Consider the following 23,718-nt stretch of genomic DNA (forward strand, 5'->3'; position numbering starts at 1 on the left):
TCTTTAACGGAAATCAATGGTTCAAATTTGGCAAAAAATATGTGTAGAAAATAAAATCTTTTCTTAATCTAAACCAAAAAATGTTCGTCCTGCTTGACCTATAGTTCTACCACCAACATCTGCTGCAATGTTGAGAGCTTTCTTTAAGAAACTTTGTCCTTCATCAAGATTAGAAATAATTTCTTGTTTTTTTCCTTCCTCTAGATCAACATTACATTCAATTTCTTTTTTGAGTTTTTCAATATTGTTTGTTATATTGTTTATTGTCATTTCTTTTGATATGTGTACCGCACCTGTGGGATTATGGACATGCACAATTTGTCCTGAATCTTCTTTTTCAGTTTTTGTTCTATTTTTATCTTCAGAAATTAATTCAAATTTTTTAATGAATTTTTGTACTTGTCTAGTTAATTCTTCTAATTTCATAGATACCCAATCTTTTTGTGCATTGACTTTTGCTAAGCAATCATCATTATCATACTCAGGCATTTTGGGTAACCGTTCTTTTATAGACAATTCATTTTCATAATCATCGTCTCCAAGTTTTAAGATGTCATGTAATTTTTCTTCAACATCAAAAAGAGGATGCCAAACGGCATTTACTTTTTTTATATCTTTTTTAATTTTTTTTAGATCGTAAAAAACTTCTTTTAATTTTAATAATGTAGTTTGTGGACTTAATTTAGCCATGATTAATCATATTTCTATAATTATTTAGATGTTCATAACTACATATTCTCATAGATATGGTTTTACATTAAACATTCACCAAGTCTATTCATTTATTGAAAACTATGAAAATAATTTTTACTTTAGACTGCAAGAGTAAATGACTATTCTAATGCATAGCCAATACTCGGTAAACAGTATTTGGCGTGCAAACCAATTAACATTCTCGTGGGGAATTGTTTGTTTGATTAAAGTCTCTATCATTTACTAGGAAACCTAAAAAATTCACTTCTTTTGGTTTAGTATATCATCTTAAATTTGACAATAATGCCATTCATACATGAAAAACCAGCCTTTTGATTTCCATGGTTCGCAATTTACAATCAAAGTTCTTACATCTGAATCAAATGATCGTTATACGGTTTTAGATGTGAAACATGCACCAAATATGGGGCCTGCAGAACATAAACATCCGAAAGGCCCTGAGACATTTTGCATCATAGAAGGAGAGTATGAATTCTTCCTAAATGGTGAATCAATTATAGCAAAATCAGGAGATGTGATATGCGTTCCAACTAATGCGCCACATAGATTTGAAACAGGGCCTAATGGTGGACATGTAATAGTTACTAGTCCTCCAAATCTTGAATTTTATTTTTGGGAAGTAAGTAACATGCTTTCAAAAGGCAACGTTTCTTTTGAACAAGAGTCGGAAATTGGAAAAAAATATGGTCAGATGTTCTTAGATGGCTCCAAACATTGGAATTAATTAATTGCATCAATTATTCTCTCAGGAGTACATGAATTTAATTTAATTTTGGAGATGATATGTTGAAAACCTGTTTTACAGTTCTTGCCTTGCCATCTTTGAAAACTTGTTTAGGATAATGTTTCATTGAAAATGCAGCCATTTGTAATAATATTCCCTGTAAATCTTTACCTTTGTTTGTAAGGTGATATTCAACTCTAATTGGGGTCTCATCATATACTTCTCTTGAAATTAATCCTGCCTTTTCCATCTCCTTTAATCTTGCAGATAGTGTTTTAGGATTAATCTCTTCAATATGATCCAAAAATTGATTGAATCTTGTATGTTCTTTCATAGCCATATTTCTAATAATGTGCATGGTGAATTTTTTTCCAATAATTTTAAAAGTATTGTCAATTGGGCAACACTTGAATGAATTTAAACTCATATTTGATTTTAACAAATTTTCTATATAATACTTACTTTTCTATAGTTACTAATAAAGAGTAACTAACCTGATGTATATCTAGTATCTAGTCTTTCACTAGCTGCTATAAATAAAGAATTGTAATTAACTTACTTTAGGTAAGTAACAATGAGAATCACAAACCATACTAACAATAGTCGCTCCCCTACAATTCTATGTGATTCTTGTTGTCTTACTTTTGATGTAACAGGAGGTGAAGTAAATGGAATGTAATGGACCACAATGCTCTGTTTCTCAAGTAGAATCCCACAACTCCTGTGATTGCCCATCTTGTACAGGACAAAATCCAGTTGATTTTATTGAATTGACTTGGCACAAAGCAGCAATGAATGCCATCTTGGAGGCTAAAAAAGACAGAATCAAATCAAGAATTGAAAAACAGATGGGTGATGCACTAGATCAAGGTGCTGATGCTGTAGTTGAACATATTCACAAGAAAATATCTGCAGCAATAACTACGGCAGGTAGTGAACAAGAGCTCAAAAACAAACTATTCTCAATCTTAAAGGAGGCTTGCTAGCCCTTCTTTTCTTTTTATTTTAGACTCATTAACAGATAGTATCAAATGTTAATGATTCATTCATCTGGTCGATAAATGCATATGCTGGATCTGAGTTTTATAAATGGTGAATTTGCCATCTTGAAGCATTGAGCCAGGTTTAGGTTATTGTTAAAAGATCCAGTGTTAGGCTCCATCAGGTTATTAGATGTACTAGAATGTTTTTTGATTCCCTTTGGTTCTGTATCATTATTGTTTATGCCATCATTGGCAACTCCTAACATATGTACCAGCTCATGTGCTGCAAGATTTGCAAGCGTATCATTAGTTAAACCCGCAACTGAAACAAATGCCCCTAAACCGACACCTGGACCTCCTCCTGTTGTTGCCTGTCCTTGTAAACCTCCTCCAAGATTATTTACAAAAACTAGAGTTATGCATGAACCTGATGGATATCTAGTCAGTACAGTTTGGGTAGCGCTAAGTGGAAATGCTGATGGAATTGCTGCTGCACCAGTTGGAAAAGTTGGTACACCAGGGGCCATATGGACACAGCATTGACCATCGCGGCATGCTAAAATTTTATTTACCATTTTGATTATTCGCATAACTTTAGTTAGACTCATAATCTTTCTTCCTGGTTGTCCAGGTGTAGTGCTTGGCCATCGTGCTACTTTGATGTCAAGGCATACTTCTTTACAGAACAGATGAGGAGTTAAAAATATCGAGCCAGATATCCACACAAAAATCTGCGATATCTTTTTCAAAGGGAGAAATTCGAAAAAAAATCCAAAACCAAACAGAGTGAATTTGTTGTTTGATGTCATTCCGTATGCAAATGTAACAGTAACAAGAATTGGAATTATAGATGAAACAACATCGGATGAGCCTGTTCTGAGGTATTTTTTGTACTTGCCAAGCTCTGGATATTGTAAAGCCAATTCAAGTTCTAGTAGATTCAAATTCTTATCTGGACCTACAGTGTGGAATGTTTTATCTGGGCTATTCAATGAAAGGTGAATGTTTTTGGGCATGTTTTTTGGAATCCGAGATTCTACAAGATGTCCTGTAATGTTTAAAATTCCTACTTTGAACGATTTTTGTTTTGATTTGGAAAATTCTAATTCTATGAATCCCTCTAGATTGTAATGAAATAGTTTTCCTTGTTTAGATTTTAGAACTAATTGATGCCCATCTTTTTTGGAATCTAAGACCAAAGTTGCAAATTTTGGTTTTGATCTTTTTTTCTTTTTACTTGAACTCCTTTTTTTAGCTGCCAAATCTTGGCATATGATATGCTAATCTGTTATTTAACAAGATCAAACGTTAATTCATTTATGGCGAATCTAAAATTCTTTGTCCTTCTTCTGCACATTTAACTAAAAACAAGTTAGAATCTTTTTTCATTTTGTCAATAAGTTCTTGAGATTTAGTATGTCGTAATGTTGCAATGGCAATCAAAGCATTAGCCCGTATGTTGATTTCCTGTTTTTTATCAAGCAGTAGTAAAACAAACGTGTCAAAAAGCCCAATTGCTCCAAGCCTACCTAACGCTGCAATGGCATCAGATGCAAGATATACATGTGAACTGTATATTGCTGGAGTTAACACAGCAATGCAATTTTTGTCTCCCACCCAACCTGAAGCATAAATTATCCTATCTGTTACTTCTGACGGATCTTCAAAATTCTGTTCTTTTAATATACCAACTATGATTTCCGTAATTTTCGGTAATTGCTTTCCTCTCTTGAACCAATCATAGTAATCATAGTTTGGATTTTTTTGTATTTCCTCTACAGTATCAAATGGGGGTTCCATAAGCCAATCAAGTACTCGTTGTTTTTCAAGACTCAACTTTCATTACCTCCATCAATTGCATCATTATTTTAGAAAATACCAAAACAAACTAGGATCTATTTTTCCGTTAATTATTCCTAAAACTTGTAGAGCATATTTTTTAATTCTTTTATGAGCACAGTTTCCGTTAGGACAGGAATTTACAGCTAGCTTGAATCGAAGGTGTCTTATTGCAGTTCTACCTGGGAGCATTGCGAGTCCAGGTTTATCGTTGATTGGAATTTTTGCCCATCCACCTGCAGGACATTTTCTATTCAATACCCAATCCCGTATATTTTCCCAACTCTTTTTGACATCCGTACATCCTTCCTCTGCTAAATTTGTCCATCTGAATGGTTTCATTCTTAATGACATAAATTTTACAGGTATGTTGGTGTATTCCCACCATTCAAGTCTGCAATTACATCGAGCTAGATTTCCCGGATTAAATTGAAACCACATCATAAAATCAAACTCATGTCCAAAATGTGTTGTGTCTTTGTGTATTTTTTTTCTGTATTTTCTAATGTTAAGTATTTCCGTTGCAGCTATACAACATTCACATTTAGCTTGATTCGGTGGCGGAACAGGAGCTGGAGTATCCCAATCATATCCACCACCGCCTTCTGGAGGAGGCGGTAGTTCATCTGGAGGCAAATCTGTTGGGTTAGGAGGAAACACAGGTCCTTCCCAATCACTTCCATCCTCTGGAGGTCCTTCTGGTGCAGGAGGTATTTCATGATAATTGTGTTCTGAGTCAGGAGAAAATTCAGGTATATCCTCATCAGTATTATTATGATCACCGTTTGGCAATACCTGTAATAGGTGGTAAATTATTTAATTATGATCTCATTACTGTTTTCCAATTGACATTTCATAACAAGTGTTAATGAATTCATAAAGACACAGACCATTATTGGCTCTAGTTTGGTTCCATCAAAGGGTTTACAGTTTTAGTTTAACACTGACAGTTTTTTCAAAAACGGTCTGAGCCCACAGTGGGACCTAGTCCCTGAGGATTTGAACCCACAGTGGGTGCGGACCAATGGACCGGATGGGATTTGAACCCACAGTGGGTGCGGATACCTTTTTGATTGTTCTACAAAATTAAATAACGACAGAAAGCGATTGGAACGCTTACAATATTCCTATCTTTATTTTTTTAATGCCGGGGGCGAGTTTTGTGAAATTAGTTTGATGCCACCCCATTTTGTTTATAAAGAAAAATTATTTTTTCAAAAATGTTTTAGATTAAAATCTAATTCAATACTGAAGTAATTTTTTCTTTAAAATTCATTATAGATTTTCTTTGTATTTTAGCAGATGATCTTGGTAAATTTTCCACCATGTCTTCGGCTTCCTTTAAAATCTTTAAAGATCTAGATTTGGATCCTGATTTATTATGCACATACGAAATGTTTTGTAATATTTTAATCGCATTTGGGTAATCTTTTATTTTTTTTCTAATATCTAGTGATTTAGAAAAATATCTCATAGATTTGTTCAATTCTCCTTTTTTGGTTAAGACTACCCCTATATTGTTCAAACTATTTGCAATCCCTACTTTGTCCTGAAATTTTTCTCTTATGACTAAAGACTGAGAATGCCATGACAAAGATTCATCAATTTTACCAATTTTTTTATAGGCTAGACCTAAGTTGGTGTAAGTTTTAGCTAAAGCTGGCTCATCATTTACTTTTTTACGAATACATAATGCGATATGATGATAAGTTAATGATTTCTTAAATTGTTTTTGTTTACGCATTAATATACCTAAATTATCGAATGTATCAGCGACTTGTGGAATCTTTTTTAAATTTTTAAAAATATTTAATGATTGATTAAATAGAAATAATGCTTTTTCAAATTTGCCTTTCTTCATATTTACTAAACCAAGTATGTTTAGAGAACTAGCAAATTCAAATTCTAAATTAATTGTTTTGCATATGGTTTTTGCCTTGTTAGCTCTTTTTTTTGCTTCATCAAAATCTCCTCTATACATCTCTACTAATGCAAGATCAATCAAAATTTTTACTATTTTTTCTGATTGATGATTTTTTTGGATTTGGAGTGCTTTGTGCAAAAAATGTTGAGCGTTGTCATTGCCTTGTTCCATCAAAATCCTACCTACATCGTGAAAAAATTTTACTTTAGATTCCTCTGTAACGTTGTTTATGGAAAAAAATTGTTCTTTTAACATTGCATAAGCTACGTCTAACTCTTTTAAGGCAAAAGAAATACAGATTATTTCTCGCATTATTTGTGAACGAATAAATGATGAATTCAGTGTTTTTGAATTTTCATCTAATGCTTTTAAATAATATTTTTTTGCGTGCTTAAAATTTTTCTTCTTAATATATGATTCTGCTATAAGTATTAAATTCTTAATTTGGTTAATATCATTTCCCATGAGTATGATAACTTCCTACAAGTTTTAATATTATTTGTTCATACACCAATCATGGGCGTAGATGCAATATTTTTTCTTTCACGTATAGAGTTATTAGATAAATTTTTTGGAAATAGTTCGTTTCATCAATTGATTGTGAGTGATATAGAAATGGGTGCATTAGAACCTTTAATCAAAAAAGGATATTTGGATAAAAAGAAAATCACCCGTTTTGTAAAACGTGGCATAATTGTTTCATTATCTGGAAAGTCAAAATTATCCCCATCCTCAAAAAATATCACGCCTGAACAAATTATCCAGAAAATTTCAACCACTTTTCATAAAAATAATAATGATTTTGTTATGGTAGAAGATGATGTTATTCGAAATGGATTGAAGAAAAAACGTATTAAAGTTTTAACAGTTCCAGATGTTATTTTCTTTCTAGTTGAAAGAAAAGATATTACCAAAACTGAAGCTGTAGAGGCGCTAGAGTGGTGTAAACTATTTCAATGGTATGACAACAAAGTAATTAATTTTATTATTAAAGAGGTAAGTAGACTTGGTTAATTTTTTAAAAAATAAACAATTTGAAAAACCAGCAATGAAATTTCGCCTTAAGAAAATTACGTTGGCTCAAGCTGCAAGAGAATCTAATGTAACCATGATTGAAATGATGGAATATCTTATTAATACAGGATATAGGTCATCTTATTCAATTGTAGATTTCAAAAAATCTAGAAAAAACTTGAAACCTTTTTTGAAGGAATCTCACAAAAAACCAAAAAAATATACTCGTTAAACCAAAATCTAATTTGTTTATAAAAATACAATCTTTATTAATAATGAAATAAATTACAAACTATGTCTGATGACAAAGTAATCATAACGGAATTGAACACTGAAAAAGATCTTTGGACAAATATCGGAAATATTGATACAGATTTAAGAAAATATCGAGCTACTACATGTCCCATCAAAGGTGATGATGATGAAGACATTGACGATGATTTAGATACAATTTAGTTCAAACGATATCTTGTTCAACATTTTTTATGCTTTTTTCTAATAAATAATAGAAGTATTCTTTAGTTTGTTTATCCAGAGTTGTGTCGCCCACAAGTTCTAAAACTTTGTTCTTATGATGATGAAGATCCATCAGTGTCATTGGTAACCCATACTTTCTTAATAGCATGGTCAATTCACCAATATTATTTTTTTCCAATAATAAACTCATTATTTTTTGTCGAACAATCTTTGTAGAATTGTCAATTGAATAACAAACATAAAGTGGTTTTTTACCCATCTTTATGTCTCGTTTTGAATAAGTTTTAGGTAATTTTCTTGAAAAACCATCCAATAGATCATCACGAATGTCAAAAAAATACCCCAAATGATTCGATAATTTTTTTAACGTCTTTTCGTCACTTCCATTAGTATTTCCAAGAACTGCCCCAATTCGTACACATGCAGAAATGTGACGAGATGCACGTTGGCTTGCCATATTATACCACGCTTTGGGATTAGGAAATTGGGTTTCAAACTGAAGATCGGCTAACTGACCTTCGTTAATTTGTCTATATTCTTCACTTAAAATATGCATAATCTTTGATTTTTTTTCATCCGAAATTTTTGTATTGGATATTATTTCAAAGGCAAGAAGAGATAATAAATTTCCTGCCAAAATCGCAACAGATTTTCCAACTCGTTGAGAATTAGGTGTGTTTGTAGTTTGATCTTTTACTATAATATGAAAAGATTTTCCATTCCAACGTTCTTGATCATTATCGATAATGTCGTCATGCAGTAATATGCTGTAAGTAAAGAATTCTAATGCCACACCAATTTTTATTATATCTTGGGAAATTTCTTTAGAAAAATCATGATAAATCATTAATGACAGTATGGGTCCTAAAGAAATTGATCTAGAAATGAACCTAGATATGTTTTCATAAGTATTCTTTACAAGTATGTTATAACCAGATGAATGTTTAATCTCAATTTCAAGTATTTTTGTTATTTCAGAGAAAATAAGATTTTTCAATTTTTTGGATAGTTTTATTGAATTAATCATAAATGATGATAATGTTGATATAATATTAATGAAAACCTATGAAAGTATAATTATAATAACTAGATATGTTATATGTTGTTGTGAAACTTACAGTTGTCCAACCCCCTGTTTGGGGAAATCTTCGCACTCCTTGGGAAATTGCTTACATCAAATCATTCGTTGAAAGTAATGGACATCATAAAGTAAATACTGTTGATTCTTCAATTTCTGCATTACCATTAATTACTAAATTTGCATTGGAAATAAGAAGGAAAGTATCTGATTCGTTTGTTATTGAGACGTATCTTACATCTCTTGGTTTTCTTACTTCTATTGCAGAATGTTATTTGATAAGAATATTTTACAAAGAACATGTCTATGATTATCGTAACGCAACTAGAGCTCTTCTTTCTACAAAAATTCATTTAGATGATGAATCTCTAGAAAAACTTACAGATATTTTTTGTACGTCTAATTTTTTCATCAAATTTGATTCATTATTAAAAGAGCAATGTAATGAAATACTACTTAAAGAACCGGATTACGTTGGATGTACTACACATATAACATCGTTTCCAATTGCTTTGTTTCTTTTAAAATATGTTAAAGAATTATCTCCTAACACGGTTACTATTCTAAGTGGTTATCAAGCATCAATGAATGCAAGAGATGTTTGTGATAGATGTTCTTGGGTGGATTTTGTTATAAGAGGAGAAAGTGAATATGGTTATCTAGAAATTTTAGAAAATAAAACAAAAGTAAGAGGAGTTTACAATGTGAAAAATGTTATTCTGAACATGGATGACATGCCTCCTCCAGATTATAGTGATCTGAACATGAAAGATTATAAAATGATCAGTATAATGGCATCAAGAAACTGCCCTCATGGTATATGTACATTCTGTCAAGAAGATGCTTTTTGGTCAGAATTCCGATTTAAAAACCCTAAGTTGTTGGTAGATGAAATGGAGGTTCAGTATGAACGACATGGAATTAATAGATTTGATTTTGTAGATTTAGATATACGGGATTTTGTTTTACCATTTTGTGAAAACCTAAAACAAAAAAAACATGATTTTAAATGGTCAGGAGCTATGAGAGCTGATAAAAAAACTCCCCCTCTTTTAAAAAAAATGGGTAACGCAAACTGTAAAAGTATGTTTTTTGGTTTTGAATCTGGCTCTGCTAGAATTCTTAAATTAATGCAAAAAAACATAACATTGGATTCACTTTCAGAAACTGTAAAAGAAGCTTACAATAATGGAATAAGATCTAAGCTTACGTGTATAACTGGACTTCCAACTGAAACATGGGATGATTTTCAAAGAACTCTCAATTTTATTGAAAGAAATAGTAAATACATCCCAATAGTTCTGGTACAATCTTTCAAAGCCTTAACCCGTTCTCCAATTGGAGTGGCTCTCCAAAAACCTGAAAATGAGTACGGTCTAAAACTAAGAAACAAACCTGAACTTGCTTTAATTCAAGATTTATTATATTCATATAATTATGAGGGTACTCCTGAACCTAATGAGGTTTTAGATAGGCATGTTAAAGCACGAAGATTTTTTAGAGATTTAGGTGTGGGTGAACGAGCAGTACTAGTATCTAGCAACCCAAAACATAAAAAAAATCTTCTGGGAATTAGATAATGTATCTGACTAAATATCTAATAAAATCTGAATTAGATGAGGACCACTTTCTGATGATCAATACACTAAGTGGTGCAATAGATAGATTTCACAAACATGCATTAAGTGATCTTGAATTGATTAAACAGGGTAGGAACCCAACCAACAAGAATTTTTTAAATAAATTAACAGAACGAGGATATGTTTTTGAATCTAAAAATGAAGAAGACGAAAAATTCAACAAGTTAAGAAAGACAATATTAGATCTGGAAGACAAGGAAAGACCAAATATTACAATTTGTCCCACTTTTTCTTGTAACATGGGATGTGGCTATTGTTACGAAGGAGAAATAACAAGCATATTTAAAAAATCCTTAATCAACCCCTCATTAATTATACGGTCAATTAAAAAAATTGAAGAATATCTTAAAGATCAAGGAAAATACTGTGAAAAACCGGATCTTACATTGATAGGTGGAGAACCACTTTTACCTATTGTTAAAAATGATGTTTTGGAAATATTCAAGAAATGTGCATCTATGGGATACAAATTTTCCATTATTACTAATGGATATTTTTTGGATTTGTTTATTCCAGACTTTGTTAAGAACAAAAAATCTCTTAAATATATTCAGATCACTATTGATGGCCCAAAACAAATACATGATAAAAGAAGACCTCTAAAAAACCTAAACAGCACGTTTGATAAAATATCTGAAAATACTGAACTGGCTCTTAAGGCCGGATTGCCAATTAAATTGCGAACAAATGTTGATTTAACAAATATTGCCTTTTTATCAGAACTTGGAAAATATATCAAATCAAAAAATTGGAATAAATATTCCAATTTTAAAGCATATTTATCACCTTTAGAAGATTGTACTGTTTTAGGAATAGATAATGTAGTAAGAGAAGATAAGTTAATTGAAACGTGGTTAAATGAAAAAACTGACATGAATAATGAAAATCTTTCTGTATTTGATGATTCACAGCTTTTTTCTACTACTGATATGTTAGAATCTACACTTTTAGAAAAAAAACAAAAAGTGTTACCTAGATTTCGATACTGTGGTGCAGTTAAAGGAAAGATGTTTGTTTTAGGAGCAGATGGATTATTGTATCTATGTGTTAGGGGAATTGGAATGCCTGAAGTTTCTGTTGGTAGATTTTATCCTGATTTCCAAATATTTAATGATAAAATACATCAATGGACCCAGAGGGATATTGGAAACATCAACTGTGATTCTTGCTCAACAGTATCTACTATGCAAGGAGGGGGATGTGCTTTAGAAGCCATAAAAAACACAGGGGATTTGAATTCGTGTAGTTGTGACAATACGGAAGAAACAATTATGAACTATGTTAACTTACGTAAAAAATTGTTTATAGATAAATTTGAAGAGTCTTCATCATCTAAGATTTGAGACAGTTTTGTCCCAAGTAAAAACTCCACTTCCCTGAAGGGGAATTGTCTGATTGGGTAAAATCTCTTTGAAACCAATACTCGTAAAGTAAAGATTGGTCTGTGAACCAACTTAAACTCTGATTCTAATTTAACAGTAAGCGTTTAATTCAGCTCAAAAATCTGACCCATCATCATGGAAACATTCTACATGCTAACTACTTGAAAAGCATCACTACTTGATCGCAGTTGTCTTGCTCAAGTTTCTTAGTCGATATAATATCATAATTTAGGAATATAAGAAAAGATTAAAACGGAGTATTAGGTCATCATATTCATACATGATTAAAAAACGTGGCAAATCACGTGTTTCCAAAAAAAAGACAAAACCATCTAAAGGCGACATTGTTTATGGTGAACTCTTTAATGAAAAAACTGTAAAATCATTACTTCAAACAGCAAGACCTATGCTAAAAGAACTCAGTGAATTAAAACCACTATCTCCTCAAAACATCTACACAGGCCTAAATGACAAAGAAGTAGACAAAATAATCAATACCGCTCTGAAAAGATTACCTATTCATCTTAAAAAAGCAAAAAGACGACTTCCAACAAAAATAGAATACGAAGATCTTAGACGTGTTGGAACAGAATTTATTAAAACAGAATTTACGACACCTTCATTTAATGCACAATTAATCCAACACAGTACCGAATTATCTGGATTAAAATTTCAAAGATTTAACAATGATTTCTTCATTCTCTATAACGGTAAAGTAGACACTGTTTTGTATAATGTGTCAGATGATGAAGAAAAAAGCATCATTGCAAAACTTGCCTTTGCGGTAGATTTAACAATTGAAGTCTTTGGATTTATACTTGGAATAATTGGAATTGTGGCTCCAAAGGTTGAACCTTCACTAATAGAAGATAGTCTGAGACCATTGATGGGCCAGCCTTGGTTTAAGAGGGCTTGGAGAAAATTAATTGATGGTCTAAGACAAAAAGATCCTGGAGCCGTGTTGGAATTTTTAGATGCACTGGAAGGCGCAGGAAATCTTGGAGAGATTCTAGGCCACTTCTTAGCAGGATTGGCATGGTATGATTACGCAATAACTATTCTCAAGATAATTGCATGGATTGTTGCGGCTGTCGCATCAGGAGGTGCTGCATTGGCTGCAAAAATGATCACATTGGGTTTGGATCTTGTTGGAATGTACCTAAAGCTTAAAGATGTCGAACACTTTCAATAGTTTCTTCATTTTTAAAAAACCCTATACTTGAAACAATCTTAATTTCTAAAAAAGAATTCGATCTCCAAAAAAGCTATTTTCTTATTAATAGCTAGAATAAATTTGTGTAATTAAATCACATCACCATCAAATTTGAATATGTACAAATGTTATAATCAAATCACTTTCATATGGTACTAAAATAGTTAGCAAAATAGTTTTAATCCTGCCGGACTAGAAACCACCATTGCAATATTGAAGTTTTAGTTTGATACCTGTTCCCTCATTCTTCATATTATTCATTCAAAGCATAATTATGAAATCTTTTTATCTGTATTTCATATGATCTGCAATAAAAAAATCCTATTTTCATACAATATTATAATAAGTTATTTCATATTATGTATTATATTTACACAATTTCCATACTTTCATATATAATTGAAACTATAGATCTTCATATAATATGTTAATCATAATATATATCAATAATTAAAGTATTAATATCATAATTTCTTAGAAATGGGGTGAGTGAAAATAAACAAACAATTGCTTTTACTACTCCTAATCCAAGTGCAACAGCAAATTACTCTTTACCCCTTTACAAAGGATGTGATTACAATTCCCAATACAATTGTTGGTCTATCAACTATGTGAATGGATTTTTTAAATTCAATCTTAATTTGCCAAAAAAACAGGGTGTTAATCTGATTTTTCAACTGTGTAGTGCGCTAGTACATGGAACATCCAATTGCCCGATAAATATTACTGTGAATGGAAAACTTTTAGTCAGTGGTTTTGATCCACACATTTCTTCTTTTTATGATATGGTCTGGTCTGTTCCATCTGACATGTTGCAAGCAGGAGACAATGAGATAATTCTTTCACTATCTGGAGGACACACACAAGTCTTCATGAGATATGCTATAGTGGATATTTATGATGTACCTACAAGTAACAAAAATTGGTTAGCAGCAATTTCTGATTCAACTTTGATTAGTGAAATTAATCTTCCGGGTACCCATGATTCTGCTGCTATTAACACTACCATAAGTACCCCATACGCTTGTCATAACCAGTCTATCACAAATCAACTCAATGGAGGCATTCGCGTTTTAGATATAAGATTAAAGGTAGCAAAGAATGGTAATCAATATTCATTCATTACTTGTCATGGGGATATCGGTGGCTCTACAACAGTAAATGAGTATCAGAGTTTTCCTTCTTTGTTAGATGAGTGTAAAAATTTTCTCACTGCCAATAATTCAGAGGCAGTTATTATGAGTTTAAAAATTGATGATTGGGCAGGCTATAAAGGAGATAGCACTAATGTTTTGAACGCCCTTAACACTCTTTTATCAACTTATTCTACAAAAGCATCAAAAGATATTCTTACATTAGGAAACATAAGAGGTAAAATCTTTTTGTATAATCGCATTAATGATGATTTGAGATTTGGTGCACCTATTGGTTGGTCTGATAATACTACTGGAAGCTATGCAAATCATTCTTCAAATAGAACGTACAATGTTTATGTTCAAGATCAATACAAAGGACTGCCCACGTTTGGGGCTAATGGAGTAAAATACAATCTTGTGTTAAATGCTTTTAACAAAAAGAAAACAGGAGAAGTTGTTTTAAATTTTGCAAGTGCAACATGGTTTGGTGTTATAGGCATTTACATTATGGGTAATTTGCTTTCTTACTATGGAAAGAATAATGCTTCTGACAGACTGAGTAAATTTGGTTGGATTATGTTTGATTACTCATTTGAAGAATATATGACTGACATCTATGGTGATGTTAACATTGTAAGCTTGGTCATTTCTTCCAACTTTAATTATTCTGGATTTGAAAATAAATTCAAAGTTACTGGGCATGATGAACTATAATCTGAAAAATAGAAATACTGTACTTTATGGTTCGGGTTTATTTGATGATCCTTCAAATCCTACTGCAGAAGACATTGCAGAGTCTGGTTTTACAACAGTAATTTTATGGACTTTACATATTCATTCTGATGGGACATTTTACTATAATAATACAAAAGCAGTTGACGATCAAGGAAAAGTAACAGATTCAATATTAAAAATGAAAAATGATGTGGATCAGATTAGAGAAGGCCAAGTTAGTAATGTGTTGTTTTGTATTGGCAGTGCAGATGTAGGTGATTTTAAAAACATTAGTGCTTTATTGGGCACTACTGAAGGAACAGAAAAATTACGCAGTAACTTCACTGCATTGTCTGATGCATTAGAAATAGATGGATTTGATTTTGATTTGGAAGAATTCCCATTAGATAATTTCAAAGACACTATTGCTACATTGACATTGATGTTAAGTAATATTGGCAAAAAATCCATTATTACTTATTGTCCATATACGGATCAAACTTTTTGGAACAATTGTCTTACAGACGCATACCATAACAATAATCAACTTGTCAGTTGGCTCAATGTACAATGCTATTCAGGAGGATCTGGAAATTCTCCATCTCAATGGGCAGAACAGATTCCAAAAAATATTGGAATTGATAATCCTGCTGCCTTTGTTGTGCCAGGTTATAACGCAAATGATGGTTCCAAATACATTCAAAGCATCTTTGAAAGACTCTCTAAATCAGATGCAGGAATTGATGGCGGATTCATCTGGAATTCTTCTGAGATTTCTACTTCTGGAGAGAAACCTGCTGCCTTAGCTCAAGCAATAATCAAAGGTTTAGATAATGTAAATTAACTAAATTTTGAACTATTAAGAAAACAATAAAAACTGCACAAAAAGATCACTGAATTTTATTTATTTGTACTCAAGAATATCTATTATGTTATTAATACACTATGTATGATTATTGAATATCTTTGAAGTTAAATCTATTTGCGGTGTTTAACAAAAAATCTGATACTCTCATTCTCTCATGGATATTTTCTGATTGGTTAAATTCTCTAAAATGTTGAAGTGTTAGATTAATTCCATAAATCTCACTCAAGGATAACTTGGTCAATACTTGCAAAACGATAATTGGTCTGTGAGCCAAACTTTGTCTACATAAACGGTTCAAGACTCTATAGGCTCAATTCTTATGATATAATGATCTTGTCTAATCATGGACAATGTGACAATCAGAGATGCATCTGATAAAGACATTCCAATAATTCTTGGATTGTTATATGATTTAGGACGTCCAAAACCACAAAAAGACTCTGATATAGATTCATTTAGAAAATTAGTAAAAAAATACATCATAGATTCAGACAAACAAATCCGTGTTACAATTCTTGATGATACAAAAATAGTTGGTATGGTAAGTTTGATGTTTTTATCAAGACTAAATCGTGATACCTTGGAGATGTATATTCCAGAGTTGGTGGTTATTGAAAAATATCGTAATCAGGGAATCGGTAAAAAACTAATCAACTCTTGTATTGACTTTGCAAAAGAGAAAAAATGTCATAGAATTAGACTAGAATCTGGAAATCAACGAACAGAATCTCATCAATTTTACAAACGTTTGGGTTTTGAACAATCTGCATTTTCGTTTACATTGAATCTGGATTAAATCTGATAACGGTTCAAGCCTCTTACAAATTGAACCTATGATGAAATTATTGTTTAAATCAAATAAAGTACTAATTATTTTGTGAAACCTCAATCTTGTCGAAATTGTGGAAAAGAATTATTCCAAAACCAAAGGACTTGTAGTCATTGTGGCAGGGAAAGTGGTTATGACGACACTGAAACTTAATTTTTGGAATTTTGAAAAACAACTAGTGATAGTTAAAACTTATTAGATTTTTCTTGCAGAATCAAACAAATTTTTTGTTTTGACACCATTATGTTTATTGTTAATTTCTTATTAGATTGATTATGGCTGAAGCTGGAATGGCAGCATATGGAGCTGCTGCAGGAGTAGCAATTACCCTTGCAATAGTCTTGTTTTCACTACGTGGAAAAGGACATCCCGAAGAACTTGATTGAGGGAAAACCAAATGGAATTTCAAGAATGTATGTGTATGTGTGGTTGCAAAAGACTGGATATAGAAAGCATATGTTCTGTATGTAAGGCAAGTGTTTGCAGTATGGGACAAAAATTCAAAATTCGTATTTGAATAATCTGTATTTTTATTTACATTCAGGATATTTTCGTAGTATGAACTGTGTAACTGCCTCTTTTGTGTAATCTATTCCATGTTCTTCATAGACATGTGCCTTGAATTGTTCTGTAACTGATTCTTTGTCTCCTTTAATCTCATAATTGCATTCAAACCCATAATCATTACATTTTAACTCAAACATGGATTTTCACTATTACACTGGCACCGATAGTTTTTGCAAATAGTCATAATGAACTCTCAAAAAATCCATTACTTTTCTGTCCTCTCTTTTATCAATAGGTGCACCATTTGCAAGAATGCTCAGATATTTCAAATCTGATTCTAACTTGTGTAATGATTTTTTGATTTCTGCTTGATGTCTAAAATTCATAAATTCAACTATTTTGTTTTCTATCTGTACGATCTCGTTTTCTAATTTTCTGATATCATGACGGACATCAGTTTGCATATTTTATGAGTAACAATATACAAAATAACTCTAGTTCATTGATTTCTTAATACTTGTAAAAATTACTAAAAAATACTTAACATATTTTCATACTTGATTGTTTTTTAACAATTTTTCTAAACAAAAAATCAAAGACTAGGATTGTGCTTCAACCCAGCCTTCACATGAAACACAAATCTGCATTCCATCATCATTTTCATAGGTCTTTGAGCCTGGTGGGCATTCACATTTTAGAATCTCATCCATAATTCATAATCATATCCATGATATTAGAAGAAAAATTTCTAAACTTGAAAAGATGTTTAATTTTTTGATCATTTTTAGACAGTTTTATAGAATTTTCACTAGCTACAATAAATGATATAATTGTAATACTTAAGGCATGTCCAAAAACATGAAAGACCAAGAAAAAGATAAAGAAGATTTTAAAGAAAAATGTGCTAAAGGCGAAGTGCTGGCATTTACATAAAAATTATTTATCAAATCCCTGATTGTTTATTAGATTAATTGTTATTGTAGATTTTATTCCAGGAATCTTTCTAATCTTTTTGCTTATGATTTCTGATATTTCATTATAAGTTGGTGCTACAACTTTGCTAATGATTTCATAGTTTCCTACTAGTGTGTATGCCTCTACTACTTCGGCAACTGCATTTAATTTACTGATAATATTTTCTTCTTCTGATTTTAAACAATGAATTGTAATGTAGGCTTGAGCCATATGCTCATCTAGTACTTTTTGCTCTGTATCACTTATTTTAGAAATTCCTGATCTTTTGTCAACTAGTAGTGTGAGTGTGGATCTTATGTTTGGTATTTTTCTTATTCCATTTGAAATGTCTTGTTGAATGTTTTTCTCATCTGATGATTCTAGCTTTGCTAAAATATCATAACTTCCAAATGTACCATATGCATTAGAAACACTTTGTATATTACGTAGATGAGAAATTACTGAATCTTCTTTTCCTGATTCATTAATAATTAAAACATAAACTTTGGCCATTTTTTTCTAGGACTGTCCTGGTATCCCAACTAGTGTCAATGTAGAGCGTACGTGTGGAATTTTCCTAATATTCCAAGTAATTGTATCTCTGACTTTGTCTCTATCTGAATCTTCAATCTTTGCAATAACATCGTATGCTCCAAATGTTCCACATACTTCCTTTACCGAATCAATATGTTTTAGTTCTACAAGCACTTTTTCTTCTGCCCCAAGATCGCAGTTAACTAATACAAAGGCAGTGTCCATGAGGAAAATATGCGAAAAAAATATTTAAGCAAAACTCTACATTGCATTAAAAATTGTTTAATATTTTAAAAATTTTCTAAATGATTTTAAATAATTTTTTCATTAAATTTAATAGAAGTTTTGAGCCTAGTGATAAATCAGGTATGGCATCTTGTCTTTTACATCTGGTATGGGATTTGAGCATTGACCGCACCTTGGAAGGATAATCTCTGCATCATAATCTACTTCTCCAATAACTTTACCACAATCCTTGCATGTTATTGATTTTGTATCATAGATGTTCAATCTGACTACTATGTGATTTTATTATCAATAAAGTAGTATATTGGGGAAATGAAAATTTATTTGAAAATCTAACATTAATTAAAAAAATTTAAAGTTTCCAAAGATTAAATTTATCTTTTAGAAAACCCAAAATATGTTATGATGAGTCATTTGGTACATACCAGTTCTCTGCGAAATGTTCTAATTTTTATTGGAATACTGGCTGCAGTATCGGCATTAGTTTTGTTTATAAAATAACATAAACAAAAATTCATTTTCTATTTTAAAAATTAATAAAAAATGAATATCTGTATAGGTTTTTCTCCCCATTATTTTTGTTTTAGATATGTTATAATGAATTCATGGGGAAGACTGAACACAAGATAAAGTCCTCTGATAAACAAAATGATGATGAAGATTGGAAGCGGTTAGAAAAATGGCGTATTGGTAGAGCAAATTTTCCATAAGTCATGAATCCTAAAAAACTATGTTCATTAATTCTTGGACTAGAACCACAGATAAGATCTGTTTATGTTTATCATAATAATGGTGAGTTGTTAGCAGGAGGAATGCATGATGGGATTTCATCACTATTGCCTCCAGATGAATTAACAAAATCCATTCACAATACTTTACTACGTTGGAAAACACGTGAATTGCTGTATCCATTTTTAGGTACAGGAAAATATTCTCTTACTGAGTATGAAAAAGTCAAAAGAATTACTTTTCCTCTAAAAAATTATGCTGTACTTGTAATTGGAATGGAAACAACAGCCGAACACAACGTCATTATTGAAAAAATTCGTCAACTAATAGAATGATTTCTAGGCTGATTGTTCTTTTAGCTCAAAGAGAAGAGACAAGTCATGCTTAAAATCACACTTTTCCTTACTGTGTAATTCTAGTTCTCGTAAGGCTTGAAAATGGTATTCTTCTATCACTGCTCCGTGTTTTGGACATTGTACTACCCATGACATTTGAGTTAATTTAACAATAAATGAATATAAAGGAATATGTCTATAAAGTTTAAATCTTTTTAAAAAAACTGGATTAATAGTTTTAAATTTATAATATTTTGAACTAATGTTTAAAATATAATTTAACTAAAAATACCTCATGAAAAAGGCATATGTGCTAATTAATTGTAGTTTAGGATCAGAAAAAGAGATTCTGGAGGCTCTGAGAAGTCTATCATCTGTAAAAGAAGCTCATGGAACATTTGGGGCATATGATATTATTGCAGAAGTCATTACTGATTCCACTGACAAGTTACGTGAAGAGATAACCTGGAAGATTCGTAAACTGCCATACATCCGAGCTACTTTGACATTAACTGGTGTAGTAGGACAAAGTTAGGTGGAAAAAATGTCACAAAAAACATCTTTACAAATTGATAAATTTACCGATTGTCACTTGTGTCATAATCCTCTTCCACATTGTCATTGTAGATGTCCTTATTGTGATAAAAGAGATGAATGTGAATGTGCATTATTTGATGCAGCAACAGGCGGATAAACTATTTTAAAAAATCATCATATTTTAAACAAGTTTTAAGAATTCAAACAATCGTACTTTTATTCCAATATGTGGGTAGTAACTTTGCAGTAGTCAAACAATGAACAACATTGAAAAGTTAAACTGATCAATGGGCTGTACCCAGAGAAAGCCTGGTTTTGTAAGATTACTGCTATTCAATATTTTAAAAAATAATATTTTTTGTAAACAAATTTTTTGTATTGGCACAATGACCAATAAATTCTATTAAATCAATCCTAAAGTGAAAATGAGTTTGTTTTGGTTTGAAATAGGATTTGGATTATTAATAATTCTAATTTTGATTGTGTTGTCAATAAAATTCTCTAAACAAAAAACAACAATAAATGATGAAAAGGCATTGAAAATAATTCATGATGAATTAGAAAGAGACGGGCACTATAATTTTGAATTAGAATCAATCACATCTATTGATAATCCAAAGATAATTTCAGTAATTGTAAGAATGAGATATCAAGAGATAGGAATTGAAATTAACAAGAATTCTGGTGAAATCCTCAGCAAAGAGAGGATTGCAAGACAATGACTGAAGAATTTTATATGAAACGTTCATCTTCTTTAATAGTATTTAGTACAATATGGGTTACAGTATTTTCTACATTTGGAACTGTAGAGAGTTTCTTGACAAAGATGCTCAAAGATTTCCTGTCTTTGAATTTTGCAATAACTAGTATGTCTGCATTGCCTGTAATATCATAAACTGCAATAACATTTTCTTGTTGTGCAATATGGTTTTCAATCTCTAACATCTTTCCTTGATTTGTTGTAATCTCAATTACTGCTGTCAGCTCATATCCAAGTAGTTCATGATCAAGACGAACAGAATACCCCTGAATCACTTTTTGTTCTTCAAGCCTCTTGATTCTTGATATCATAGTTACTGTAGATAGTCCCATTCTAAGTGACAACTTTCTTGCAGATTGCCTAGAATCTGCTAAAAGCAGTTTTAGTATATGAGTATCTTTTTCATCCATTTTCATACGTATTATTCTCTTAACAAATATTTAAGAATAGAAGGTTTTACTTTATAAATATAAGGTTTTTAATTGATATATCTTATAATCATCAAATTATAACATAATCTAATGTCCATGTTATTACATGTTGAACCTGAGATAGAAAAACTGCAGACACATCTCAAAAAACATGAAATCAGTTCTATGATTTCAGAGAAGAGACTAGATTTTGAAGCAGATAACATTGATGCTGTTTTTCTTGGAACTACTGATGGAATTGGACATGTAGGGACATTAAAACTAGAAAACTATCCAATTGATTTTATTGAAATCATAAAAAAACAAGAATATGCAAAATGTGACTTTGTGATGGGAAGCCATGTTGGGATGGGTGTTCACAAACATTCTTGGAGGAAACTACGATTCTTTTTGTCACTTTCGCCCTCAATACAATTAGGACCGTTAGATTTTGGAACAATCACAACAATAAAGAAAGGATTATTCAATTCAAAAGTTGAAGATTTTGTGTGGAGTGGATATCAAAAACTCACAACATTACCTCCTGGGCTAGTCAGAGATAATGTTGCAGATGCATTATACCAAGAACAAAGATTACGAGCATTGATGATAAAATGCCTACTCAAAGAGCGAACAATTGTTATCTCTAGATACACCCCACAAGAAAAAGATGTTAAAACAAATTCAAAAATTGTAATTGAATCCCAATGGAAATTTCTCAAAGACATCTATCTTGATTTAGATACAATAGAGATGTATAGGATAATTGCAACTGTTCTCAAAAATAAAATCAATGAACTAAAGTATCATTTGGCATATTAGAAAAGATGATAGTAATCCACTGAAACCTTACGCAAGAACATTGTCCTTGTCCGTTGACCTTTTTTATCGCACCAACGTTTTCATTCAGTTGACTACTACCATCACAGCTTATTCTAATATGGAATAAAAAACTCTCCATCTAAAACATGAAAATATGTTTAAATTAATTTGAAATTACTTACAATAATTAATTTGTATGAGAAAAGAGTTATCTTTGATCCCAACATATTAACCATTTATGCACTCAAGCATTACTCAAAATATTCATGCATTAGAAAAGGATGTTTTAGAAATTGAAGGAAACATCAAAGAATTTTCAAAATTACACAATGTAGAGGAAATCAAAAAATCACATACCAAACTAAGGTCTGATTTGAAAGATCTTGGCATGTTTGCAACTAATTCATGCCTAAAAAAGGACGAAAACAGGCAAATTGTTGATTTTTTGAAAATTCATTACAACTATCTTCAACAATTTTCTATTGACAAATCGTTTCAATCAAACATTTTGAAGAGTGAGATTAATCCTAACAATCCAAGTAATACTAGAAGAAAAAACCATGGCATGTCTTTGGGCTTGCTAGAAGAAAATACAGAGTCTTTAGAGGATTGAGGTTTCATTTTCCTACAAACCCTTGTAATTTCTTTATGACTGCTTCAGAATCTTGAATGTCTATCTCTAAAACAAGTCCATTTCTCCATCCTAGTTTTTCAACACATTCAGGAGGAATCTCAATTTCAAAGCGACTTCCTTGCTTGGTCAATCTTGTTGTCTTTAACAATGACATGTTTTGATTAGGGGTTTGTGTTATCTAAGAATGAGTTTTTGAAAACTGAATATTTTTTTAAAAATTTTAAAAAAATCTATCAAATTTAAACATGTTTTAAGATTTTTTCTGATCATATTTTATGTGATGAATGAGTAATAGTATCAAGGAGCCGACACAATATCCATTGTCATATGAAATTCCCATCGTGTTACTGATGCTCGCTTACAGCAGCATTAGGTAGAGGGTGGATGCAGTTGGCTTCCTGATTTTTAGAGAAAGTTAATTTCAAAAAGACATGTGTTTTTTTAGTGATGAATTGCCAACTATTGCGACGGAAGCTGGAATGCAGTTATGATTAACATAACTTTGCTGAGAATTGCCACTGTTCCCTCTCAGCTTCCGTGAATTAAATTTGATTAAGTCCATTCCAAGATTATTAATCAAAACAATTCTACATTGATTGATTAGATTTACATTTTTTTCACTAAGATCTTTTTGCATTAGCGTAAACGTTCGAGTAATAATCCTGTCATAATTGTATAATCTGATCGAATTGTCTTTTGTGCCTAAAAATTGTTG

General features: G+C 31.3%; 32 protein-coding genes. 17 read left to right on the forward strand and 15 right to left on the reverse strand.

Going from position 1 to position 23,718, the window contains the following annotated elements; translation table 11 throughout:
• Positions 1 to 63: 63 nt before the first annotated feature.
• Positions 64 to 690 carry a BAR domain-containing protein gene (locus C6989_RS05985; RefSeq protein ID WP_182126653.1) on the reverse strand — a complete coding sequence of 209 codons (627 nt, stop codon included), beginning with the start codon at positions 688 to 690 and terminating at the stop codon, positions 64 to 66.
• A 319-nt stretch (positions 691 to 1,009) separates the two neighbouring features.
• Between C6989_RS05985 and C6989_RS05990 the strand changes: the two genes are divergently transcribed.
• Positions 1,010 to 1,438 (forward strand): cupin domain-containing protein, encoded by a 429-nt coding sequence (locus C6989_RS05990; RefSeq protein ID WP_182126654.1) that lies wholly within the window; start codon positions 1,010 to 1,012, stop codon positions 1,436 to 1,438.
• A 37-nt stretch (positions 1,439 to 1,475) separates the two neighbouring features.
• On the opposite strand, the gene C6989_RS05995 is transcribed toward C6989_RS05990, so the two are convergent.
• On the reverse strand, positions 1,476 to 1,865 hold the full coding sequence (locus C6989_RS05995) for a winged helix-turn-helix transcriptional regulator (RefSeq protein WP_148703803.1): 390 nt from the start codon (positions 1,863 to 1,865) through the stop codon (positions 1,476 to 1,478).
• A gap of 241 nt (positions 1,866 to 2,106) precedes the next feature.
• On the opposite strand from C6989_RS05995, the gene C6989_RS06000 reads away from it, so the two are divergent.
• A complete protein-coding gene (locus C6989_RS06000) occupies positions 2,107 to 2,424 on the forward strand; it encodes a hypothetical protein (RefSeq protein ID WP_148703802.1) in 318 nt (105 codons plus the stop codon).
• 56 nt (positions 2,425 to 2,480) lie between these two features.
• On the opposite strand, the gene C6989_RS06005 is transcribed toward C6989_RS06000, so the two are convergent.
• From C6989_RS06005 to C6989_RS06020, 4 genes are all read right to left on the reverse strand, one after another.
• Positions 2,481 to 3,683, reverse strand: coding sequence for a hypothetical protein (locus C6989_RS06005; RefSeq protein WP_182126655.1), 1,203 nt, complete (start codon positions 3,681 to 3,683; stop codon positions 2,481 to 2,483).
• A 55-nt stretch (positions 3,684 to 3,738) separates the two neighbouring features.
• On the reverse strand, positions 3,739 to 4,257 hold the full coding sequence (locus tag C6989_RS06010) for a HEAT repeat domain-containing protein (protein WP_182126656.1): 519 nt from the start codon (positions 4,255 to 4,257) through the stop codon (positions 3,739 to 3,741).
• A gap of 27 nt (positions 4,258 to 4,284) precedes the next feature.
• Positions 4,285 to 5,052, reverse strand: a complete 768-nt coding sequence (locus C6989_RS06015; protein WP_182126657.1) for a hypothetical protein — start codon at positions 5,050 to 5,052, stop codon at positions 4,285 to 4,287.
• Positions 5,053 to 5,497: 445 nt separating this feature from the next.
• Positions 5,498 to 6,649: a tetratricopeptide repeat protein gene (locus C6989_RS06020; protein WP_182126658.1), complete on the reverse strand. Its 1,152-nt coding sequence runs from the start codon at positions 6,647 to 6,649 to the stop codon at positions 5,498 to 5,500.
• 51 nt (positions 6,650 to 6,700) lie between these two features.
• On the opposite strand from C6989_RS06020, the gene C6989_RS06025 reads away from it, so the two are divergent.
• The 3 genes from C6989_RS06025 (at position 6,701) to C6989_RS06035 (ending at position 7,654) form a co-directional block, all read left to right on the forward strand.
• On the forward strand, positions 6,701 to 7,198 hold the full coding sequence (locus tag C6989_RS06025) for a hypothetical protein (RefSeq protein WP_182126659.1): 498 nt from the start codon (positions 6,701 to 6,703) through the stop codon (positions 7,196 to 7,198).
• A 34-nt stretch (positions 7,199 to 7,232) separates the two neighbouring features.
• Positions 7,233 to 7,430, forward strand: a complete 198-nt coding sequence (locus C6989_RS06030; RefSeq protein WP_182126660.1) for a hypothetical protein — start codon at positions 7,233 to 7,235, stop codon at positions 7,428 to 7,430.
• A 62-nt stretch (positions 7,431 to 7,492) separates the two neighbouring features.
• Positions 7,493 to 7,654, forward strand: a complete 162-nt coding sequence (locus C6989_RS06035) for a hypothetical protein (RefSeq protein WP_182126661.1) — start codon at positions 7,493 to 7,495, stop codon at positions 7,652 to 7,654.
• A 1-nt stretch (position 7,655) separates the two neighbouring features.
• Here the strand turns inward: C6989_RS06035 and C6989_RS06040 are convergent, their stop codons facing one another.
• A complete protein-coding gene (locus tag C6989_RS06040) occupies positions 7,656 to 8,702 on the reverse strand; it encodes a polyprenyl synthetase family protein (RefSeq protein ID WP_182126662.1) in 1,047 nt (348 codons plus the stop codon).
• Positions 8,703 to 8,782: 80 nt separating this feature from the next.
• On the opposite strand from C6989_RS06040, the gene C6989_RS06045 reads away from it, so the two are divergent.
• The 6 genes from C6989_RS06045 (at position 8,783) to C6989_RS06070 (ending at position 16,502) form a co-directional block, all read left to right on the forward strand.
• Complete coding sequence (locus tag C6989_RS06045) at positions 8,783 to 10,333, forward strand: B12-binding domain-containing radical SAM protein (RefSeq protein ID WP_182126663.1); 1,551 nt, start codon at positions 8,783 to 8,785, stop codon at positions 10,331 to 10,333.
• The gene (locus tag C6989_RS06050) at positions 10,333 to 11,736 is read left to right on the forward strand and encodes a radical SAM protein (protein ID WP_182126664.1); all 1,404 of its coding nucleotides are present in this window, start codon (positions 10,333 to 10,335) and stop codon (positions 11,734 to 11,736) included. Before C6989_RS06045 ends, C6989_RS06050 begins: the two co-directional genes overlap by 1 nt.
• A gap of 319 nt (positions 11,737 to 12,055) precedes the next feature.
• On the forward strand, positions 12,056 to 12,967 hold the full coding sequence (locus C6989_RS06055) for a hypothetical protein (protein WP_182126665.1): 912 nt from the start codon (positions 12,056 to 12,058) through the stop codon (positions 12,965 to 12,967).
• A 506-nt stretch (positions 12,968 to 13,473) separates the two neighbouring features.
• Complete coding sequence (locus tag C6989_RS06060) at positions 13,474 to 14,838, forward strand: phosphatidylinositol-specific phospholipase C domain-containing protein (protein WP_182126666.1); 1,365 nt, start codon at positions 13,474 to 13,476, stop codon at positions 14,836 to 14,838.
• The gene (locus C6989_RS06065; RefSeq protein ID WP_182126667.1) at positions 14,825 to 15,682 is read left to right on the forward strand and encodes a glycosyl hydrolase family 18 protein; all 858 of its coding nucleotides are present in this window, start codon (positions 14,825 to 14,827) and stop codon (positions 15,680 to 15,682) included. The genes C6989_RS06060 and C6989_RS06065 overlap by 14 nt, the downstream gene beginning before the upstream one ends.
• Before the next feature lie 367 nt (positions 15,683 to 16,049).
• A complete protein-coding gene (locus tag C6989_RS06070) occupies positions 16,050 to 16,502 on the forward strand; it encodes a GNAT family N-acetyltransferase (RefSeq protein ID WP_182126668.1) in 453 nt (150 codons plus the stop codon).
• A gap of 563 nt (positions 16,503 to 17,065) precedes the next feature.
• On the opposite strand, the gene C6989_RS06075 is transcribed toward C6989_RS06070, so the two are convergent.
• From C6989_RS06075 to C6989_RS06095, 5 genes are all read right to left on the reverse strand, one after another.
• Positions 17,066 to 17,239 (reverse strand): DUF1059 domain-containing protein, encoded by a 174-nt coding sequence (locus C6989_RS06075; protein ID WP_182126669.1) that lies wholly within the window; start codon positions 17,237 to 17,239, stop codon positions 17,066 to 17,068.
• A gap of 12 nt (positions 17,240 to 17,251) precedes the next feature.
• Positions 17,252 to 17,506 (reverse strand): hypothetical protein, encoded by a 255-nt coding sequence (locus C6989_RS06080; protein ID WP_148703799.1) that lies wholly within the window; start codon positions 17,504 to 17,506, stop codon positions 17,252 to 17,254.
• 472 nt (positions 17,507 to 17,978) lie between these two features.
• Entirely contained in the window at positions 17,979 to 18,509 is a 531-nt protein-coding gene (locus C6989_RS06085; protein WP_182126670.1) for an Lrp/AsnC ligand binding domain-containing protein, read from the reverse strand.
• Between the two features lie 6 nt (positions 18,510 to 18,515).
• Entirely contained in the window at positions 18,516 to 18,755 is a 240-nt protein-coding gene (locus tag C6989_RS06090) for an Lrp/AsnC ligand binding domain-containing protein (protein WP_182126671.1), read from the reverse strand.
• A gap of 126 nt (positions 18,756 to 18,881) precedes the next feature.
• Entirely contained in the window at positions 18,882 to 19,040 is a 159-nt protein-coding gene (locus C6989_RS06095) for a hypothetical protein (protein WP_182126672.1), read from the reverse strand.
• 449 nt (positions 19,041 to 19,489) lie between these two features.
• Between C6989_RS06095 and C6989_RS06100 the strand changes: the two genes are divergently transcribed.
• Entirely contained in the window at positions 19,490 to 19,840 is a 351-nt protein-coding gene (locus C6989_RS06100; protein WP_182126673.1) for a DUF6659 family protein, read from the forward strand.
• Between the two features lie 3 nt (positions 19,841 to 19,843).
• Here C6989_RS06100 and C6989_RS06105 read toward each other — a convergent pair whose 3' ends face one another.
• Positions 19,844 to 19,996: a hypothetical protein gene (locus C6989_RS06105; protein WP_160272916.1), complete on the reverse strand. Its 153-nt coding sequence runs from the start codon at positions 19,994 to 19,996 to the stop codon at positions 19,844 to 19,846.
• A gap of 139 nt (positions 19,997 to 20,135) precedes the next feature.
• On the opposite strand from C6989_RS06105, the gene C6989_RS06110 reads away from it, so the two are divergent.
• From C6989_RS06110 to C6989_RS06120, 3 genes are all read left to right on the forward strand, one after another.
• On the forward strand, positions 20,136 to 20,375 hold the full coding sequence (locus C6989_RS06110) for an Lrp/AsnC ligand binding domain-containing protein (protein ID WP_182126674.1): 240 nt from the start codon (positions 20,136 to 20,138) through the stop codon (positions 20,373 to 20,375).
• 9 nt (positions 20,376 to 20,384) lie between these two features.
• Positions 20,385 to 20,534 carry a hypothetical protein gene (locus tag C6989_RS06115; protein ID WP_182126675.1) on the forward strand — a complete coding sequence of 50 codons (150 nt, stop codon included), beginning with the start codon at positions 20,385 to 20,387 and terminating at the stop codon, positions 20,532 to 20,534.
• A gap of 268 nt (positions 20,535 to 20,802) precedes the next feature.
• Complete coding sequence (locus C6989_RS06120) at positions 20,803 to 21,099, forward strand: hypothetical protein (RefSeq protein WP_182126676.1); 297 nt, start codon at positions 20,803 to 20,805, stop codon at positions 21,097 to 21,099.
• Between the two features lie 10 nt (positions 21,100 to 21,109).
• On the opposite strand, the gene C6989_RS06125 is transcribed toward C6989_RS06120, so the two are convergent.
• Positions 21,110 to 21,553, reverse strand: coding sequence for an Lrp/AsnC family transcriptional regulator (locus tag C6989_RS06125; RefSeq protein WP_182126677.1), 444 nt, complete (start codon positions 21,551 to 21,553; stop codon positions 21,110 to 21,112).
• A 105-nt stretch (positions 21,554 to 21,658) separates the two neighbouring features.
• On the opposite strand from C6989_RS06125, the gene C6989_RS06130 reads away from it, so the two are divergent.
• Entirely contained in the window at positions 21,659 to 22,369 is a 711-nt protein-coding gene (locus tag C6989_RS06130) for a hypothetical protein (protein ID WP_182126678.1), read from the forward strand.
• A 238-nt stretch (positions 22,370 to 22,607) separates the two neighbouring features.
• Positions 22,608 to 22,982 carry a hypothetical protein gene (locus C6989_RS06135; protein ID WP_182126679.1) on the forward strand — a complete coding sequence of 125 codons (375 nt, stop codon included), beginning with the start codon at positions 22,608 to 22,610 and terminating at the stop codon, positions 22,980 to 22,982.
• Between the two features lie 4 nt (positions 22,983 to 22,986).
• On the opposite strand, the gene C6989_RS06140 is transcribed toward C6989_RS06135, so the two are convergent.
• The gene (locus C6989_RS06140) at positions 22,987 to 23,157 is read right to left on the reverse strand and encodes a hypothetical protein (RefSeq protein ID WP_182126680.1); all 171 of its coding nucleotides are present in this window, start codon (positions 23,155 to 23,157) and stop codon (positions 22,987 to 22,989) included.
• Between the last annotated feature and the right edge of the window lie 561 nt (positions 23,158 to 23,718).

The sequence above is a fragment of the Nitrosopumilus sp. b2 genome (genome assembly GCF_014078535.1).
Taxonomy (GTDB): Archaea; Thermoproteota; Nitrososphaeria; order Nitrososphaerales; family Nitrosopumilaceae; genus Nitrosopumilus; species Nitrosopumilus piranensis.